This window comes from Pseudomonas proteolytica (genome assembly GCF_007858275.1).
Lineage (GTDB): Bacteria > Pseudomonadota > Gammaproteobacteria > Pseudomonadales > Pseudomonadaceae > Aquipseudomonas > Aquipseudomonas proteolytica.
In genome coordinates, this window is sequence record NZ_VFEV01000002.1 from 171,284 (window position 1) to 187,091 (window position 15,808).

At 58.0% G+C, this 15,808-nt stretch carries 15 protein-coding genes, 4 tRNA genes and 1 pseudogene; 15 read left to right on the forward strand and 5 right to left on the reverse strand.

What is annotated here, in order from left to right; genetic code table 11:
• Positions 1-82 precede the first annotated feature (82 nt).
• The 12 genes from truA (at position 83) to FIV38_RS02320 (ending at position 9,617) form a co-directional block, all read left to right on the forward strand.
• The gene (gene truA / locus FIV38_RS02265) at positions 83-907 is read left to right on the forward strand and encodes a tRNA pseudouridine(38-40) synthase TruA (RefSeq protein WP_029294142.1); all 825 of its coding nucleotides are present in this window, start codon (positions 83-85) and stop codon (positions 905-907) included.
• 64 nt (positions 908-971) lie between these two features.
• Positions 972-1,604, forward strand: coding sequence for a phosphoribosylanthranilate isomerase (locus tag FIV38_RS02270; protein ID WP_029294144.1), 633 nt, complete (start codon positions 972-974; stop codon positions 1,602-1,604).
• A gap of 244 nt (positions 1,605-1,848) precedes the next feature.
• Positions 1,849-2,769, forward strand: coding sequence for an acetyl-CoA carboxylase, carboxyltransferase subunit beta (accD, locus tag FIV38_RS02275; RefSeq protein ID WP_070995083.1), 921 nt, complete (start codon positions 1,849-1,851; stop codon positions 2,767-2,769).
• Positions 2,766-4,073: a bifunctional tetrahydrofolate synthase/dihydrofolate synthase gene (gene folC / locus FIV38_RS02280; RefSeq protein ID WP_092231410.1), complete on the forward strand. Its 1,308-nt coding sequence runs from the start codon at positions 2,766-2,768 to the stop codon at positions 4,071-4,073. The genes accD and folC overlap by 4 nt, the downstream gene beginning before the upstream one ends.
• Positions 4,057-4,710 carry an SPOR domain-containing protein gene (locus FIV38_RS02285; protein ID WP_092231407.1) on the forward strand — a complete coding sequence of 218 codons (654 nt, stop codon included), beginning with the start codon at positions 4,057-4,059 and terminating at the stop codon, positions 4,708-4,710. The genes folC and FIV38_RS02285 overlap by 17 nt, the downstream gene beginning before the upstream one ends.
• A gap of 251 nt (positions 4,711-4,961) precedes the next feature.
• On the forward strand, positions 4,962-5,519 hold the full coding sequence (locus tag FIV38_RS02290) for a CvpA family protein (protein WP_092231404.1): 558 nt from the start codon (positions 4,962-4,964) through the stop codon (positions 5,517-5,519).
• Between the two features lie 41 nt (positions 5,520-5,560).
• Positions 5,561-7,066 (forward strand): amidophosphoribosyltransferase, encoded by a 1,506-nt coding sequence (purF, locus tag FIV38_RS02295; protein ID WP_029294156.1) that lies wholly within the window; start codon positions 5,561-5,563, stop codon positions 7,064-7,066.
• Positions 7,067-7,132: 66 nt separating this feature from the next.
• The gene (locus FIV38_RS02300; protein ID WP_070995079.1) at positions 7,133-8,344 is read left to right on the forward strand and encodes an O-succinylhomoserine sulfhydrylase; all 1,212 of its coding nucleotides are present in this window, start codon (positions 7,133-7,135) and stop codon (positions 8,342-8,344) included.
• Entirely contained in the window at positions 8,341-9,120 is a 780-nt protein-coding gene (locus FIV38_RS02305; protein WP_070995078.1) for an SDR family oxidoreductase, read from the forward strand. The genes FIV38_RS02300 and FIV38_RS02305 overlap by 4 nt, the downstream gene beginning before the upstream one ends.
• A gap of 107 nt (positions 9,121-9,227) precedes the next feature.
• A tRNA-Val gene (locus tag FIV38_RS02310) sits at positions 9,228-9,303 on the forward strand.
• Between the two features lie 55 nt (positions 9,304-9,358).
• Positions 9,359-9,435: transfer RNA gene (locus FIV38_RS02315), tRNA-Asp, on the forward strand.
• A gap of 105 nt (positions 9,436-9,540) precedes the next feature.
• Positions 9,541-9,617: transfer RNA gene (locus FIV38_RS02320), tRNA-Asp, on the forward strand.
• A 202-nt stretch (positions 9,618-9,819) separates the two neighbouring features.
• Here FIV38_RS02320 and FIV38_RS02325 read toward each other — a convergent pair.
• On the reverse strand, positions 9,820-11,103 hold the full coding sequence (locus tag FIV38_RS02325; RefSeq protein ID WP_092231401.1) for an NAD(P)/FAD-dependent oxidoreductase: 1,284 nt from the start codon (positions 11,101-11,103) through the stop codon (positions 9,820-9,822).
• A gap of 184 nt (positions 11,104-11,287) precedes the next feature.
• On the opposite strand from FIV38_RS02325, the gene FIV38_RS02330 reads away from it, so the two are divergent.
• Positions 11,288-11,364 (forward strand) — tRNA-Val (locus FIV38_RS02330).
• Positions 11,365-11,504: 140 nt separating this feature from the next.
• On the opposite strand, the gene FIV38_RS02335 is transcribed toward FIV38_RS02330, so the two are convergent.
• The 4 genes from FIV38_RS02335 to FIV38_RS30200 all read right to left on the reverse strand — a co-directional run bounded on the left by FIV38_RS02335 (position 11,505) and on the right by FIV38_RS30200 (position 14,890).
• Entirely contained in the window at positions 11,505-12,206 is a 702-nt protein-coding gene (locus tag FIV38_RS02335) for a hypothetical protein (protein WP_092231398.1), read from the reverse strand.
• Between the two features lie 445 nt (positions 12,207-12,651).
• The gene (locus tag FIV38_RS02340) at positions 12,652-13,629 is read right to left on the reverse strand and encodes a hypothetical protein (protein WP_092231395.1); all 978 of its coding nucleotides are present in this window, start codon (positions 13,627-13,629) and stop codon (positions 12,652-12,654) included.
• Between the two features lie 165 nt (positions 13,630-13,794).
• Positions 13,795-14,118, reverse strand: a complete 324-nt coding sequence (locus FIV38_RS02345) for a hypothetical protein (RefSeq protein WP_092231392.1) — start codon at positions 14,116-14,118, stop codon at positions 13,795-13,797.
• A 43-nt stretch (positions 14,119-14,161) separates the two neighbouring features.
• The gene (locus FIV38_RS30200; protein WP_235860938.1) at positions 14,162-14,890 is read right to left on the reverse strand and encodes a DUF2846 domain-containing protein; all 729 of its coding nucleotides are present in this window, start codon (positions 14,888-14,890) and stop codon (positions 14,162-14,164) included.
• Between the two features lie 93 nt (positions 14,891-14,983).
• Here FIV38_RS30200 and FIV38_RS02355 point away from each other — a divergent pair, with 93 nt between their 5' ends.
• Positions 14,984-15,187 carry a hypothetical protein gene (locus tag FIV38_RS02355; RefSeq protein ID WP_092231389.1) on the forward strand — a complete coding sequence of 68 codons (204 nt, stop codon included), beginning with the start codon at positions 14,984-14,986 and terminating at the stop codon, positions 15,185-15,187.
• A gap of 150 nt (positions 15,188-15,337) precedes the next feature.
• Positions 15,338-15,733, forward strand: a pseudogene (locus FIV38_RS02360) (TonB-dependent receptor domain-containing protein); the annotation flags it as partial.
• Between the last annotated feature and the right edge of the window lie 75 nt (positions 15,734-15,808).

The window sequence follows — 15,808 nt, forward strand, 5'->3', positions numbered from 1 at the left end:
CTCAAGCCATATATAATGGCTGCCTTTGCGCAACTCATCAGGCCCTCAGCTCTTGGCAAATATAGATAACGCGGCCGCCGAAATGGCGGCCGCTGGCTTTTTCAGAATCGCCCTGGGCGTTGAATACAAAGGCTCGCGCTATCGCGGCTGGCAGCGCCAGGCCTCGGGCGTGCCGACCGTACAGGAAACCCTGGAGAAGGCCCTGTCGAAGGTCGCCGACTCGCCGGTTTCATTGATGTGCGCCGGGCGTACCGACGCCGGCGTGCATGCCTGCGGGCAAGTGGTGCATTTTGACACCCAGGCCGAGCGTTCGATGAAAGCCTGGGTCATGGGCGCCAATATCAATCTGCCCCACGATGTTAGCGTCAGTTGGGCCAAGGTCATGCCGGCGCACTTCCATGCGCGGTTCAAGGCGATTGCCCGGCGCTACCGCTACGTGATCTATAACGATCAGATCCGTCCGGCACACTTGAACGAAGAAATCACCTGGAACCACCGCCCGTTGGACGCCGAGCGTATGGCGGAGGCGGCCCAGCACCTGGTGGGGATCCATGATTTCAGCGCATTCCGGGCTGGCCAGTGCCAGGCCAAGTCGCCGATCAAGGAAGTCCACCACCTGCGCGTCACGCGCCACGGCAAGATGATTGTCCTGGATATCCGTGCCGGTGCGTTCCTGCACCATATGGTGCGCAATATCGCCGGCGTACTGATGACCATTGGCACCGGCGAGCGCCCGGTGGAATGGGCCAAGGAAGTGCTGGAGAGTCGGGTGCGTCGTACCGGTGGGGTGACGGCGCACCCGTTCGGCCTGTATCTGGTGGATGTGGAATACCGCGATGAGTTCGAGTTGCCGCAGCGTTTCATCGGGCCACACTTCCTCACAGGTTTCACTGAACTTGACGGCTGACGCCTGGAAAAGCATTTGTTACCATCCGGGACTTTCCTGGACAGCCCCCTGAGGTTCCGACGATATGTCAGGCGTTCGCAGCAAGATTTGCGGGATTACCCGCATGGAAGACGCGCTGGCGGCAGTCGAGGCGGGGGCTGACGCCATTGGTTTTGTGTTTTATGCCAAGAGCCCGCGTGCGGTTACGGTGCAGCAGGCGCGGGCGATCATTGCCGGCTTGCCGCCGTTCGTGACCACCGTGGGGCTGTTCGTCAACGCCAGCGCCTGTGAGCTCAACGAAACCCTGGATGCCGTCCCCCTGGACCTGCTGCAGTTCCATGGCGACGAAACCCCGGATGAGTGCGCCGGCTACCATCGCCCTTATATCAAGGCCTTGCGGGTCAAGGCCGGGGACGATATCGCCGCCAGTTGCGCCGCCTACGCCGGGGCCAGCGGGATTTTGCTCGATGCCTATGTCGAGGGCATTCCTGGTGGTACGGGCGAGGCCTTTGACTGGTCGCTGATTCCCCAGGGCTTGAGCAAGCCGATCATCCTGGCCGGCGGCCTGTGTGCCGAAAACGTGGCGCAGGCCATCGCCCAGGTTCGCCCGTATGCGGTGGACGTCAGCGGCGGGGTGGAGCAGGGCAAGGGCATCAAGGATTCTGCCAAGATTCGCGCATTCATGCAGGCAGTGCGCAGCAGCAGTGGCGCGATGTGACGGCTGGCAGTCTGCCGCCGTCAGTAACTACCACTGTGTGAAACAGGCCGGCGTTGCCCTCGGGCGGCGCCAATGAAGTGGCAGCCACGCGTTGGCGGGTTGTCTGGAAGGCTGAGGGCAGGTGCAGGAAATGGCTGGTCGAACGTCTGACCCCGTCCTGCAGCTGTTATCGCCACATCAATGAATTTAGCTCAAGGGCATACGCGGGGCTGTGTTCAAGCCACCGGTACTGGAGAAAGAAAGCATGAGCAACTGGTTAGTAGACAAACTGATCCCCTCGATCATGCGTTCCGAGGTGAAGAAAAGCTCGGTCCCTGAAGGTCTGTGGCACAAGTGCCCATCCTGCGACGCGGTGTTGTACCGCCCAGAGCTGGAAAAGACCCTGGACGTTTGCCCCAAGTGCAACCACCACATGCGTATCGGCGCCCGCGCCCGTATCGACATCTTCCTCGACGCCGATGGCCGTGCCGAGCTGGGCGCTGACCTGGAGCCGGTGGACCGTCTCAAGTTCCGCGACGGCAAGAAGTACAAGGACCGCCTGACCGCTGCGCAGAAGCAGACCGGTGAAAAAGACGCGCTGATCTCGATCAGCGGCAAGCTGCTGGGCATGCCGGTGGTGGTATCGGCCTTTGAATTCTCCTTCATGGGTGGTTCGATGGGCGCCATTGTCGGTGAGCGCTTTGTACGTGCCGCCAACTACGCCCTGGAAAACCGTTGCCCAATGATCTGCTTCGCCGCCTCGGGTGGTGCGCGGATGCAGGAGGCGTTGATCTCGCTGATGCAAATGGCCAAGACCTCTGCGGTACTGGCGCGTCTGCGCGAGGAAGGCATCCCGTTCATCTCCGTGCTGACCGACCCGGTCTACGGCGGCGTTTCCGCCAGCCTGGCGATGCTCGGCGACGTAATCGTTGGCGAGCCCAAGGCACTGATCGGCTTTGCCGGCCCACGTGTGATCGAGCAGACCGTGCGCGAAAAGCTGCCGGAAGGCTTCCAGCGCAGCGAGTTCCTGCTGGAGCACGGGGCGATTGACATGATCATCGCCCGCTCCGAACTGCGTCCACGCCTGGGTAACCTGCTGGCACAGATGATGGGCTTGCCGACACCAGAATACGTCGCGCCTAAAGTCGAACCTATCGTCGTTCCGCCGGTGCCTGCAAACCTATGACCCAACGAACCCTGGGCGAGTGGCTCGCCTACCTTGAGCAGTTGCATCCGTCAGCCATCGACATGGGCCTGGAGCGCTCGCAACAGGTAGCGGCCCGCCTCGGGTTGGGTCGGCCCGCGCCGCGAGTGATCACGGTCACGGGTACCAACGGCAAGGGCTCTACCTGCGCCTTTGTCGCTGCGTTGCTGCAGGCCCAGGGCTTGAAGGTGGGTGTCTATAGCTCGCCGCACTTGCTGCGTTACAACGAGCGCGTGCAACTCAACGGTGTTGAAGCCACCGACGAGCAATTGTGCGAAGCCTTTGCGGCGCTGGATGCCGGGCGCGGCGATACCTCCCTGACCTATTTCGAGATGGGCACCCTGGCTGCGTTCTGGTTGTTCGAGCGCGAACAGCTGGATGCCGTGGTACTGGAAGTGGGCCTGGGTGGTCGCCTGGATACTGTCAATGTGGTGGACGCCGACCTGGCGTTGATCACAAGCATTGGCGTGGACCATACCGATTACCTGGGTGATACCCGTGAATCGGTGGCCTATGAAAAGGCCGGGATCCTGCGCCCAGGCAAGCCGGCACTGTGTGGTGACCTGGATCCGCCGCATACCTTGCTGGACAAGGTGCGCGAACTGGATTGCCCCTTCTTCCTGCGGGGCCGGGATTTTTCCCTGGACGTGGCAGACGATCATTGGTCGTGGCGTGGTGTCGATGCGCGGGGTCTGGGCGTCGAGTTGCACGGCCTGCCGCTGCTGAACCTGCCCATGGAAAACGCCGCACTCGCCCTGCAAGCCTACCTGTTGCTGGATCTGCCATGGAATGCCGGGCAGATTGCCGATACCTTGCAACGTACACGGGTGGTCGGGCGTCTGGATCGCCGCGCGTTCGAGTGGCAAGGCAAGCGCCTTGACCTGTTGCTGGACGTTGGTCATAACCCGCATGCTGCGCAGTACTTGGCGCGCCGTTTGGCCAGCCATGTGCCGACGGGTCGACGCCTGGCGGTGTTCGGCTTGCTGTCGGACAAAGACCTGGAAGGTGTGGTCGCACCCTTGCTGAGCAGTGTGCAGGCGTGGGCGGTTGCGCCGCTGGATACACCTCGCAGCCGTTCGGCCGATGATGTACAGGCGCTGCTGCAGAACCTTGGTGCGACGGTGACGTCCCATGCAAGCGTGACCGCTGCATTGGAGGCTCAATGCGCGGTAGCAACGGCCGAGGACGAGATTCTGTTGTTCGGATCATTTTATTGTGTTGCCGAGGCGCTTGAGTGGTTGGCCCGGCGCTCCACGGAGGAAGCTGCACATGGCATTACTGGATAGCGCATACAAGCAGCGAATGGTCGGAGCCTTGGTGCTGGTGGCATTGGCGGTGATATTCCTGCCGATGCTGTTTTCCCGTCAGGACGAGCAGCGCCAGGTCACGGTTGAAGCGCCGGCTGCGCCCCAGGCCCCGGTAATGCCTCAGGTTCAGGTCGAGCCGGTGGTGGTGCCTGAGCCGCAGGCGCTGCCCGAGGAAGAGCCAGTGCCGACGGATGCAGAAATTGCCCAGCAGCAGGCACCCACGGCGCCAATTCAACCCAGCGTTCCCGTAGTCAAGCCAGCGCCAGTCGTGGCCGCCAAGCCTGCGGCGCCTGCTCCAGCGCCAAAACCTGTCGCGCCGCAGCCTGCTGCGCCAGGCAAGCCGGATGTCGGTCAAAGCCGTATTGATCCCAATGGCCTGCCGATCAGTTGGTCGGTGCAGCTTGCCAGTCTGTCCAACCGCGAAAGTGCCGAAGCCTTGCAGAAGACCCTGCGCAGCCAGGGCTATAACGCTTATATCCGTACTGCCGATGGCAAGAACCGGGTGTTTGTCGGGCCGCTGATTGAGCGTGCCGAGGCTGACCGCCTGCGTGACTTGCTGGGGCGTCAGCAGAATCTGAAGGGTTTTGTGGTGCGCTTCCAGCCAGAACGCGGCTGATTCTGGCTCCAAATGTGTGTGCAGGCTTGTGTGGGGGCGGGCTTGCCCGCGATGACGGTGCATCAGTCGATATTAAAGTTGACTGACACGCCGCTATCGCGGGCAAGCCCGCTCCCACATTGGTTTATGCCCGTCTGAGATGGCCGCAGCTTGCCACAACCCATTGATTTGCAATGGACCGCCAATCACCGCTTACCGATAGCCCAGCGCTCTGCTAAAATGCGCCGCCTTATCCGTCTGTAGGCTGCACTGTGCCATTTACCTGGGTTGATTGGGCGATCGTAGCCATCATCGCCATCTCCGCATTGATCAGTCTAAGCCGCGGCTTCGTCAAAGAAGCATTATCGCTGCTGACCTGGATCGTTGCAGGAGTCGTCGCCTGGATGTTCGGCGGATCTCTGGCCGTTTACTTGGCTGGCTACATCGAAACACCTTCGGCTCGTGTCATCGCGGGCTGCGCCATCATGTTCATCGCCACGCTGCTGGTGGGAGCAATGGTCAATTATCTTATCGGCGAATTGATACGTGTCACCGGCCTCTCCGGGACCGATCGATTTCTCGGCATGGCCTTCGGTGCCGCGCGTGGCGCGTTGCTAGGGGTCGTTGCGGTCGGGCTGTTGAGCCTGGGCCCGGTGCAGCAGGATGCTTGGTGGCAGGAGTCGAGTCTCGTGCCAAAATTTCTATTGGTTGCAGACTGGTCCAAGAACCTCATATTGGGGTGGAGTAGTCAGTGGCTGGCCAGCGGTATCAGCGTACCCGCTGATATTCCGTTCAAGGAGCACCTCTTGCCGGGCAACACGCCGCAGTAAGTAGTGTTCAGTCAAGATTCATTAAGTAGGGGTTGCGTCGCATGTGTGGCATCGTCGGTATCGTCGGTAAGTCGAACGTCAATCAGGCGCTGTATGACGCGCTAACCGTCCTCCAGCACCGCGGCCAGGACGCTGCCGGTATTGTGACCAGCCACGACGGCCGGTTATTCCTGCGCAAGGACAATGGCCTGGTACGTGACGTGTTTCATCAGCGTCACATGCAGCGCCTGGTCGGGCATATGGGTATTGGCCATGTGCGTTATCCGACTGCCGGTAGCTCGACTTCGGCCGAAGCTCAACCGTTTTACGTCAACTCGCCCTACGGCATTACCTTGGCGCACAACGGTAACCTGACCAATGTTGAACAGTTGGCCAAGGAGATTTACGAATCTGATCTGCGCCACGTCAACACCAGTTCCGATTCGGAAGTGCTGCTCAACGTGTTTGCCCACGAACTGGCCCAGCGCGGCAAGTTGCAGCCAACCGAAGAAGACGTGTTCGCCGCTGTGACCGACGTGCATAACCGTTGCGTGGGTGGCTACGCAGTCGTGGCAATGATCACCGGCTACGGGATCGTCGGTTTCCGCGACCCGCATGGCATCCGTCCTATCGTGTTCGGCCAGCGTCACACCGACGAAGGCGTCGAGTACATGATCGCCTCCGAAAGCGTATCCCTGGATGTACTGGGCTTTACCCTGGTGCGCGACCTGGCCCCGGGCGAAGCGGTGTACATCACTGAAGATGGCAAACTGCACACCCGCCAGTGCGCGATCAACCCCAAGCTCACCCCGTGCATCTTCGAGCACGTGTACCTGGCGCGCCCGGATTCGATCATCGACGGTGTCTCGGTGTACAAGGCGCGCCTGCGCATGGGTGAGAAGCTCGCCGAGAAGATCCTGCGCGAGCGTCCAGAGCACGACATCGACGTGGTGATCCCGATCCCGGACACCAGCCGCACCGCTGCGCTGGAATTGGCCACCCGCCTGGGCGTCAAGTTCCGCGAAGGTTTCGTCAAGAACCGCTACATCGGCCGCACCTTCATCATGCCGGGCCAGGCGGCTCGCAAGAAGTCGGTACGCCAGAAGCTCAACGCCATCGAGCTGGAGTTCCGCGGCAAGAACGTGATGTTGGTGGATGACTCCATCGTGCGTGGCACCACCTGCAAGCAGATCATCCAGATGGCCCGTGAAGCCGGGGCGAAGAACGTGTACTTCTGTTCCGCTGCGCCTGCCGTGCGTTACCCGAACGTGTACGGTATCGACATGCCGAGCGCCCACGAACTGATTGCGCACAATCGTTCGACCCAGGATGTGGCTGATCTGATTGGCGCTGATTGGCTGATCTATCAGGATCTTCCTGACTTGATCGAGGCGGTTGGCGGCGGCAAGATCAAGATCGAGCAGTTTGATTGTGCGGTTTTCGATGGCAAGTACGTGACCGGTGATGTCGATGAGGCTTACCTGAACAAGATCGAGCAGGCGCGCAACGACTCCTCGAAGATCAAGACCCAGGCGGTCAGCGCGATCATCGATCTGTACAACAACTGATTGACTACCGGCCCTGAGGGGCCGGTTTTGTATCTTAAATAAAGAATTGAGTGAAGGAGTGGCAGCATGAGTCAGGAATGGGATGCCGGTCGGTTGGACAGCGACCTCGATGGCGTGGCTTTCGATACCCTGGCTGTGCGCGCCGGCCAGCACCGCACGCCGGAAGGTGAACACGGTGACCCGATGTTCTTCACCTCCAGCTACGTGTTCCGCACTGCGGCGGACGCGGCGGCTCGCTTTGCTGGCGAAGTGCCGGGTAACGTTTACTCCCGTTATACCAACCCGACCGTACGTGCCTTCGAAGAGCGTATCGCGGCCCTGGAAGGTGCAGAGCAGGCCGTCGCTACGGCAACGGGCATGGCGGCCATCCTCGCGGTGGTCATGAGCCTGTGCAGCGCCGGTGACCATGTATTGGTATCGCGTAGCGTGTTTGGTTCGACCATCAGCCTGTTCGAGAAGTACTTCAAGCGCTTTGGCATTGAAGTCGACTACGTGCCGCTGGCAGACCTTTCTGGCTGGGATGGGGCCATCAAGGCCAATACCAAATTGCTGTTCGTCGAGTCACCGTCCAATCCGCTGGCAGAGCTCGTAGACATCACCGCCCTTGCCGAAGTAGCGCACGCCAAAGGTGCGATGCTGGTAGTGGATAACTGCTTCTGCACGCCCGCCCTGCAGCAACCGCTGAAGCTGGGCGCAGATATCGTGGTGCATTCGGCTACCAAGTTCATCGATGGCCAGGGCCGTTGCATGGGCGGTGTAGTGGCCGGTCGTGGCGAGCAGATGAAAGAAGTAGTGGGTTTCTTGCGCACCGCAGGCCCGACCCTGAGCCCGTTCAACGCCTGGATTTTCCTCAAGGGCCTGGAAACCCTCAGCCTGCGGATGAAAGCCCATTGCGCCAACGCCCAGGCCCTGGCCGAGTGGCTGGAACAGCAGGACGGCATCGAAAAAGTTCACTACGCCGGCTTGAAGAGCCACCCGCAACATGAGTTGGCCCAGCGTCAGCAGCGCGGGTTTGGGGCGGTGGTGAGTTTTGAGGTCAAGGGCGGTAAAGAGGGCGCATGGCGCTTTATCGACGCCACGCGCCTGATTTCCATCACCGCCAACCTGGGTGACAGCAAAACCACCATTACCCATCCAAGCACCACCTCCCATGGGCGCCTGGCCCCGCAGGAGCGTGAAGCGGCCGGTATCCGCGACAGCCTGATCCGGGTTGCAGTGGGGCTGGAAGACGTGGCTGACTTGCAGGCCGATCTGGCCCGCGGGCTGGCTGCCTTGTGATCGAGTGGTCCCAGGAGGCGGCTGGCGCCAGTAATGGCCGGGTCGCGTTGGTAACGGGCGCTGCACGGGGTATCGGCCTGGGGATCGCTGCCTGGCTGATCAGCGAAGGCTGGCAAGTGGTGTTGGCCGATCTTGATCGCGAGCGGGGCGCCAAAGTGTCCAAGGTGCTGGGCGATAACGCCTGGTTTATCACCATGGACGTGGCCGATGAGCAGCAGGTGGCCCTTGGGGTTGCTGAAGTGCTGGGCCAGTTCGGGCGCCTGGATGCCCTGGTGTGCAATGCCGCGGTGGCCGACCCGCGCAATATCACGTTGGATAGCCTGGACCTGGCTTACTGGAATCGGGTGCTGGCGGTGAACCTCAGTGGGCCGATGCTGCTGGCCAAGCACTGTGCACCGTATCTGCGTGCCCACGGCGGTTCTATCGTCAATCTGGCTTCTACCCGGGCCAGGCAGTCGGAGCCGGACACCGAGGCCTATGCGGCGAGCAAGGGTGGCCTGCTGGCCCTGACCCATGCGCTGGCCATCAGCCTGGGGCCGGAGGTTCGGGTCAATGCTGTCAGCCCTGGCTGGATCGATGCCCGTGATCCCGCCGCGCGCCGCGCAGAGCCGTTGAGTGACGCCGATCATGCGCAGCATCCTGCGGGCCGGGTTGGGACGGTTGAGGATGTGGCCGCCATGGTGGCGTGGCTGCTGTCGCGCAGCGCTGGGTTTGTGACGGGGCAAGAGTTCGTGGTGGATGGCGGCATGAGCAAGAAGATGATTTACAGCGAGTAGGGCGGGTAGCTGTCTTGACGTGATTTTGTCTTTTTCAGAAAAACTTCAAGCAGGCTATTGACTTAGGTCCGCTATCTGCGTAAATTTCGCGGCCTCAACGAAGCAAAGGGTGATTAGCTCAGCTGGGAGAGCATCTGCCTTACAAGCAGAGGGTCGGCGGTTCGATCCCGTCATCACCCACCACTTCTTGAGAGTTTTGCCTTCGGGTAAGACGCAACGTTAAAAGTTGCACCGACGCGCAGCGGTAGTTCAGTCGGTTAGAATACCGGCCTGTCACGCCGGGGGTCGCGGGTTCGAGTCCCGTCCGCTGCGCCATATTTTCCAGGTCCGACATGTCGGGTTTGAGATTGAACAGCCAAGGCTGCTCAATCAGATGTTTGAAGGCGGTTGAAGGTGACACTTCAGCAGTCTGAGCGATACGCAGCGGTAGTTCAGTCGGTTAGAATACCGGCCTGTCACGCCGGGGGTCGCGGGTTCGAGTCCCGTCCGCTGCGCCATATCTGTTCCGGGGTCCACTGAACACCCCGAGAGCGCCAAAGCAAGCTTCATGCTTGATTGGATCGATAGCAAAGACCCTGGTCGAAAGACCGGGGTTTTTTGTGTCTGCGATTTGATGATGCGACCTGTAGGGGAGGGCTTGCCAGCGATAGCGTCGTCAAGATCGCCATCGCCGGCAAGCCGGTTCCTGCAGGGTGTCGATCAGAAGCCCAGCTTGTCCCGCAGCCCGTAATACCACGCGCCCATCGCTGCAAATGGAGTGCGCAGCAGTTGGCCGCCCGGGAACGGGTAGTGCGGCAGGTCGGCAAACGCGTCAAAACGCTCCGCTTGGCCTCTGAGGGCTTCGGCCAGTACCTTGCCCGCCAGGTGCGTATACGTCACGCCATGCCCACTACAGCCCTGGGAGTAGTAGATGTTATCGCCGATGCGGCCAACCTGGGGCAGGCGAGACAAGGTCAGCAGGAAGTTGCCGGTCCAGGCGTAGTCGATTTTTACATCCTTCAATTGCGGGAAGGCCTTGAGCATCTTCGGTCGGATGATTGCTTCGATATTCGCCGGATCCCGCGCGCCATACACCACGCCACCACCGAAGATCAGGCGCTTGTCGCTGGTCAGTCGGTAGTAGTCGAGCAAGTAGTTGCAGTCTTCGACGCAGAAGTCCTGGGGTAGCAGGGTTTTAGCCAGTTCATCCCCCAGAGGTGCGGTGGTGATCACTTGTGTGCCGCATGGCATCGACTTGGCTGCCAGTTCGGGCACGAGGTTGCCCAGGTACGCGTTGCCGGCGACGATGATGAATTTAGCCTTTACCTTGCCTTGCGCCGTGTGGACCACAGGGGTGGCGCCACGCTCGATACGCACGGCGGCGGACTGTTCGTAGATAGTGCCGCCCAGGGACTCCACTGCCGCCGCTTCACCCAATGCCAGGTTCAGCGGATGGATATGCCCGCCACTCATGTCCAGCAGGCCGCCCACGTAGTTCTCACAGGCCACTACCTCGCGGATGCGCCGCTCGTCGAGCAACTCCAGCTGCGTATGGCCGTAGCGCTCCCACAAACGCTTCTGCGATTCCAGGTGGCCCATGTGCTTGCTATTGAGCGCAGCGAAGACCCCGCCGTCCTTCAAGTCGCACTGAATCTGGTATTTGGCTACCCGCTCACGAATGATCCTGCCGCCCTCAAATGCCATTTGTCCCAATAGCTGTGCCTGTTGGGGGCCGACGCTGCGTTCGATCACATCGATATCACGGCTGTAGCTGTTGACGATCTGGCCACCGTTGCGCCCAGATGCACCGAAACCTACCTTGGCGGCTTCCAGTACCGTCACGCGAAAGCCGTTCTCCAGCAGGAACAGCGCGCTCGACAACCCGGTATAGCCGGCGCCGATCACGCACACATCGGTTTCGACTTCACCTTGCAGCGCTGGCCGGGGAGGAACCGCATTGGCGGACGCTGCGTAATACGACTGGGGGTAGGGGGTGTTCGCCATACTGGAACCTCTGTTTTATATTTTTTACGAGTGCGCCGATCCTACCTCAGTTGAAAATACCCTGCCAGCCACCCGGAAAAAGCCGCGCGGCTAATGAAAAATAAAAAATTCGCATATTCATAGGCTTAGCTTCAAAAAAGGTGTTGACACCCCTCGGGAATTCCGTAGAATGCCGCCTCACAGCAGGCACGTAGCTCAGTTGGTTAGAGCACCACCTTGACATGGTGGGGGTCGTTGGTTCGAGTCCAATCGCGCCTACCAAACAAAATCCGCTCTGCTGGGCGGTCTAGAAGGGCTCACCGAAAGGTGGGCCCTTTTTTGTTGTCTTGGATTTCTACAGAACGTTCACAAAATATCGGGTTCGTTCACGCTGGGCAAATTGAGCGCTGATCTCGTTACGGTCAGGGTGTGGCTGGAGTCAGGCAATGTTCGTTGAGGGTGATGCCGAGGGTGACAATTTCATTGTGCATTTCGACTGTGCCTTGCAGCACCTCTTGTACCCAATAGCTCTTAAATTCTTTTCGGTGATGCTTGAAGGCCGCTACCTCCGCCCCACCTCCAAGATATTCACCAGTACCCTCTTCGTACTTCTGTGATGTCTTGTGCGATATGAGTTGGCGGTGTTTGATTGTGTTGCTGAATCCAGCTAGATATCGAAACCAATGGAGCTTAGTGGCTCGTGTTATTTCCTTTCTCAGTGGGCCTTCAGGAAGGGTGTCACGCACCTTGCTGATGGTGCAATCCTCGATGGGTATTGGATTGGGGAGTGCCATGGCGTTAACTATCTGAGCAAAGATATCGAATGTATTGCGGGTAATATTGATTGCGGCAATCAGGTTTGCTTCGCTCGCGATCTTGGCAGCCGCGAACTCCTCTAGCTCCTCGTCTGACCCTGCCATCATTGCGGCAGCAAACATTTTAATTCCGTCTGGGTCGTGATCAGCGTAATAGGCGGCAAACGCCTTGCGAGCCGCATTCTTGTGGTACTGATATATGCATAGGGATTGATAAACCGAGTCGACGGTACTAAGCAGCCATTTTTTGTCGGGTTCGCTGGTGCGAATATGATCCTTGAGTGCAGGTAAATCCCACCTTCTCCGCATGGTTGCTCCTTTGACTGTTTATTTTATGGGATAGCTTACGATAGACATCTGGGCAGTCAGTGCGACCATCTGATCCCCTTGCAACTCGACCGCAGGGAAGCTGGAGAGTCGAACATTCTGACCCGAAAGATCCAAAAACAGCGTAAGCGGTCAGGCATCATCTCTTGCGTGACTAAGCCGGTTGCCAGCGATGTGGTAAGAACTCCCCAATTTCACTTGCCCGCTGCGTCGGCACCGCGCCGTCGGCCAGATAACAACTCAACGCTGTCCAGCGTTTGAAGCTGGAATACAAGGCTTCGGTAATCGAATCAAGGCGTTAAAAGGCCCGCTCTCGGCACTGATCTTGGTGTAGTCGTCGGATTGCTTTTGCATGGGGCACCTATTGGGAAGCGTGTGGTCGCCTCTCAGTGAGGGGACTTGCGTAAGGACTGAGCAAGATTAAAAATTAACTAATGGCCCAATCGGGGACTAACATATCGCTCATTGCCTCAAAGCGGGTAGGCTTTTGATTAGCCACGGGCCGTTTAATTAGGAAGTGGGTTTGACTCGTGTTTTCTCTTACACAAAGCCCGCGACAGTCCAAGGCAAGCATGAAATCAGGCTCCGAAATTTCCTTGATTACTGGATGCACCTGAAACTGACCATGAGGATCATCCACTATATTAGCGAGCATATTTGCGGTATCCCTGAGGTAATCAGAACTGCGCCCAACCCGCAGAGAGGTTCCAGCTGAAGTTATCCCACCGCCCGGGCCCATATACACCTTGCCGTCATGTTCAACAAATGTAGTGATTCCTGCCTCGCGCAATTGACTGATATCTGAGGAAGAAAAGGTATTTCCCGCAAGTACTCCATTAAGTTCATATTGCGCGATGTATTGAGGCCATGAGTTAGCCAGCGTTGCAAAGAGGTCGGTATTAGCGAATCCCGCTCGATTTGGGTGAGGGAGCACGTCTACCACGGCCACTACATCTCCCCCTATCATACAAAAAGCAAGGTAGTCTGCTGGTTTGGAGAAGAATTGTCCTGACGGGATGATTTCGTCGCTTAGGTGGAAGTGCAACATGTTCCAGTCTGCATACAGCAAGTCAGTTCGAGTGTGTTTTTTTGACCCGCTGGTGTCGTTGCGGATAATCAGCCCTCGACCTTGATAGGGATTGACATTCTCTCCAGCAGTGAATTTCCTTAGCAAGCTTGACAACCCGCGTTGCGCGCTCAGCGGAAGATTGGCCTTTGGGAATGCATTAGACAATGCAACCTTGCGCGGTAAAGGAGCAATGTAACGACATCTGAAGTCCAGCCATCTATCTAGCGGGCAGTTCAATTTCTCGTCTTCTTGCTTAAACCTGAGACCAAATTTTCGAATCAGTATTAATGCAATATCATCAATGTTTTTCTGAAAGACATCATTCGTACTCGGCATTCATTCCCCTTGAGGCTCAGGTAATCTGGTGGAATATAGACGCATCAATTTTATGAGGAAACACTCAGGTTAACCTCACGCTTATAGTGTAGAAAGTTAAGCTCCGAGCATCCCCTCTTGCGCAGCTAAGCCGATTGCTACCGATGCGGCTGCAACTCCCCAATCTCACATGAAGAGCTTGATGCTTTGATGATGCTTGTGCGGAAAGAACCAGTAGAAGATGTCGTGTGTATCGCTCATGGCGTGATCATCACCCAGCACAAACTCCTTCAGTGGATCTAAGTAGGGTGTGGAGTGGCCGGTTTTTAAAAATTCCTCTACCGACGTGGCAGATAGTAAGTGACCAACCATGGCGCGTGCGTACTTCAGGGCGTTTACTGGGGTGTGGACACTCGAAACCGGGCTGTTCGCATACTTGAAGAAAAGGTTGATTTTGAGCGTTAGAGACTCACGCCAGCTATACAGGCTGTGAGTCAGAGATGGAGGCATCCCGTGGACTCAGTCAATGTGTCCACGGGATTATTTGGTGACGTCACCGTGAAGCTGCTAGCTCGCATTTTTGCAGGTGTGCTTGACCTACTGCCTCAGGCACCACAGTGAGACTGGCACCACCAACAAACACCCCCATCCTTATTGACTGTCGGATGTAGTAATTCTTGCCACCCACCGCAACCAAGTTAATCACGTTGTCGCTGAATTCCGACTCTGTACCAATCGTGTGGCTACCCGCGTTTACCAGTCGGTAGAAGTAGACGCGATTAGCTGTCTCACCAATCGTCTTGCCATCCACTGTCACGGTCTTTTTTAAGCCCTGACCCGCGAAGCTATCCCGGTAAATGTAAAGTCCTGCTTGGTCCTGTGGGGGCGCTGAGAAGGTCTTTAGCTTGGCATCTGCATCAGGGGCACCCATTGGCACTGATGCGCAGCCGGTGAGGAAAGCGAAGCCAATAGCGGCTCCAAGCATCTTAATGCGAGTGTGCATCGTAAGTCCTTTATCGGTTAGGGCTCTATCGGGTGTCAGGCGACTCCAAGCTGCCGTCGATAGTATTGTGCCATGATTCAATAGCCGCATCAGATACCAAGGAGTGTCCGGGATTAGTAGACCACTACAGAGGTTTAAGAGCAGATTGCTTACTGAGTGACGTAAGCATATTGAGATGAGAACGATTTTCTCCTCAGGTGGGCCCTTTTTTGTTGCTTTCTTGCCGGCCTCTGCCTTGGCGACCGCGAAGTTCATACCAAACACTGCGAAAGCGCTCATGGCTTACCTCCCTGCGTGCGCCTGCCTCGCCGGCTGGCGTGATTCGTTAAAGTGGGTGATATGCTTTGCTGCTTATCAAACAAGGAGGTGGTAATGGCCGGTAAAAAGCTTGAAGCGTTCCGCGAGTGGTTCACCCCGCGTAAGCGGTTATGGGCTGGGGTCACTTTTCTTGCCACTGCGGCATTCGGGCCGCTTTTCTATCCAGGCCTAAATGGTTATTGGGGTTGCTTGATTGGTCCCGGCGCCATACTTCTCGGCAGTACATGGAATCCCCAAGCTCACGATAAGCAACAGTGAAGTGTTCGGCAGCGGGGTCACGCTTCGCACGCCGCTGGGGAATCAAGGCAATACAGGACTGTTGTGGGGCGCTACTTCAACCCCGACCTGACAGCGCGCAGCCTCGGTGGCTTTGCGCAACTGCAACATAAGCTCAATGAGCGCTCCTGCGCCGGCGGTAGCTTTACCTGGATGAAGGTCCGGGAGCAGCCTGAAGGTCGTGACTGGCTACCGCATCCCACCGCTCAAACTGACCGCTTACCTTGAGTTCAAGTCGAGTGAAGCCTGGAGCAACCGCGTGCAGGCCACTTATTTCGACGCGCTGATTATCGCCTGGATGGCGTTGCCAGCTTTGGACGACGCAAGGTCGACCGCTACACCACCGTCGATATGATCAGCCAATACCAACTCAGTGAAAATGATCAGGTCAGCACGGGCATTCAGAACCTGTTCAATCGCAGTACTACCTGCTCTACAGTCAACAATACCATCCACCTGCCGGCGCCAGGCACGGTGTTGACCGCAAGTTACACACCGCTGGTAAATGCGGGAGTTGCGCCTGATTGATCCACGATCGCGACACTCATATTGAGCCGACCTGCAGGGTGTTATAGAACAACACCCTTGCAGTGCCTTCTGAGG

Bases quoted from the DNA above. Each gene is read 5' to 3' on its own strand.
- FIV38_RS02270 (WP_029294144.1), top strand. From the start codon at position 972: ATGTCAGGCGTTCGCAGCAAGATTTGCGGGATTACCCGCATGGAAGAC.
- purF (WP_029294156.1), top strand. From the start codon at position 5,561: ATGTGTGGCATCGTCGGTATCGTCGGTAAGTCGAACGTCAATCAGGCG.
- FIV38_RS02285 (WP_092231407.1), top strand. From the start codon at position 4,057: ATGGCATTACTGGATAGCGCATACAAGCAGCGAATGGTCGGAGCCTTG.
- FIV38_RS02345 (WP_092231392.1), bottom strand. From the start codon at position 14,118: ATGCCTCCATCTCTGACTCACAGCCTGTATAGCTGGCGTGAGTCTCTA.
- accD (WP_070995083.1), top strand. From the start codon at position 1,849: ATGAGCAACTGGTTAGTAGACAAACTGATCCCCTCGATCATGCGTTCC.
- FIV38_RS02300 (WP_070995079.1), top strand. From the start codon at position 7,133: ATGAGTCAGGAATGGGATGCCGGTCGGTTGGACAGCGACCTCGATGGC.
- folC (WP_092231410.1), top strand. From the start codon at position 2,766: ATGACCCAACGAACCCTGGGCGAGTGGCTCGCCTACCTTGAGCAGTTG.
- FIV38_RS02335 (WP_092231398.1), bottom strand. From the start codon at position 12,206: ATGCGGAGAAGGTGGGATTTACCTGCACTCAAGGATCATATTCGCACC.
- FIV38_RS02355 (WP_092231389.1), top strand. From the start codon at position 14,984: ATGGCCGGTAAAAAGCTTGAAGCGTTCCGCGAGTGGTTCACCCCGCGT.
- FIV38_RS02340 (WP_092231395.1), bottom strand. From the start codon at position 13,629: ATGCCGAGTACGAATGATGTCTTTCAGAAAAACATTGATGATATTGCA.
- FIV38_RS30200 (WP_235860938.1), bottom strand. From the start codon at position 14,890: ATGAGCGCTTTCGCAGTGTTTGGTATGAACTTCGCGGTCGCCAAGGCA.
- truA (WP_029294142.1), top strand. From the start codon at position 83: ATGGCGGCCGCTGGCTTTTTCAGAATCGCCCTGGGCGTTGAATACAAA.
- FIV38_RS02325 (WP_092231401.1), bottom strand. From the start codon at position 11,103: ATGGCGAACACCCCCTACCCCCAGTCGTATTACGCAGCGTCCGCCAAT.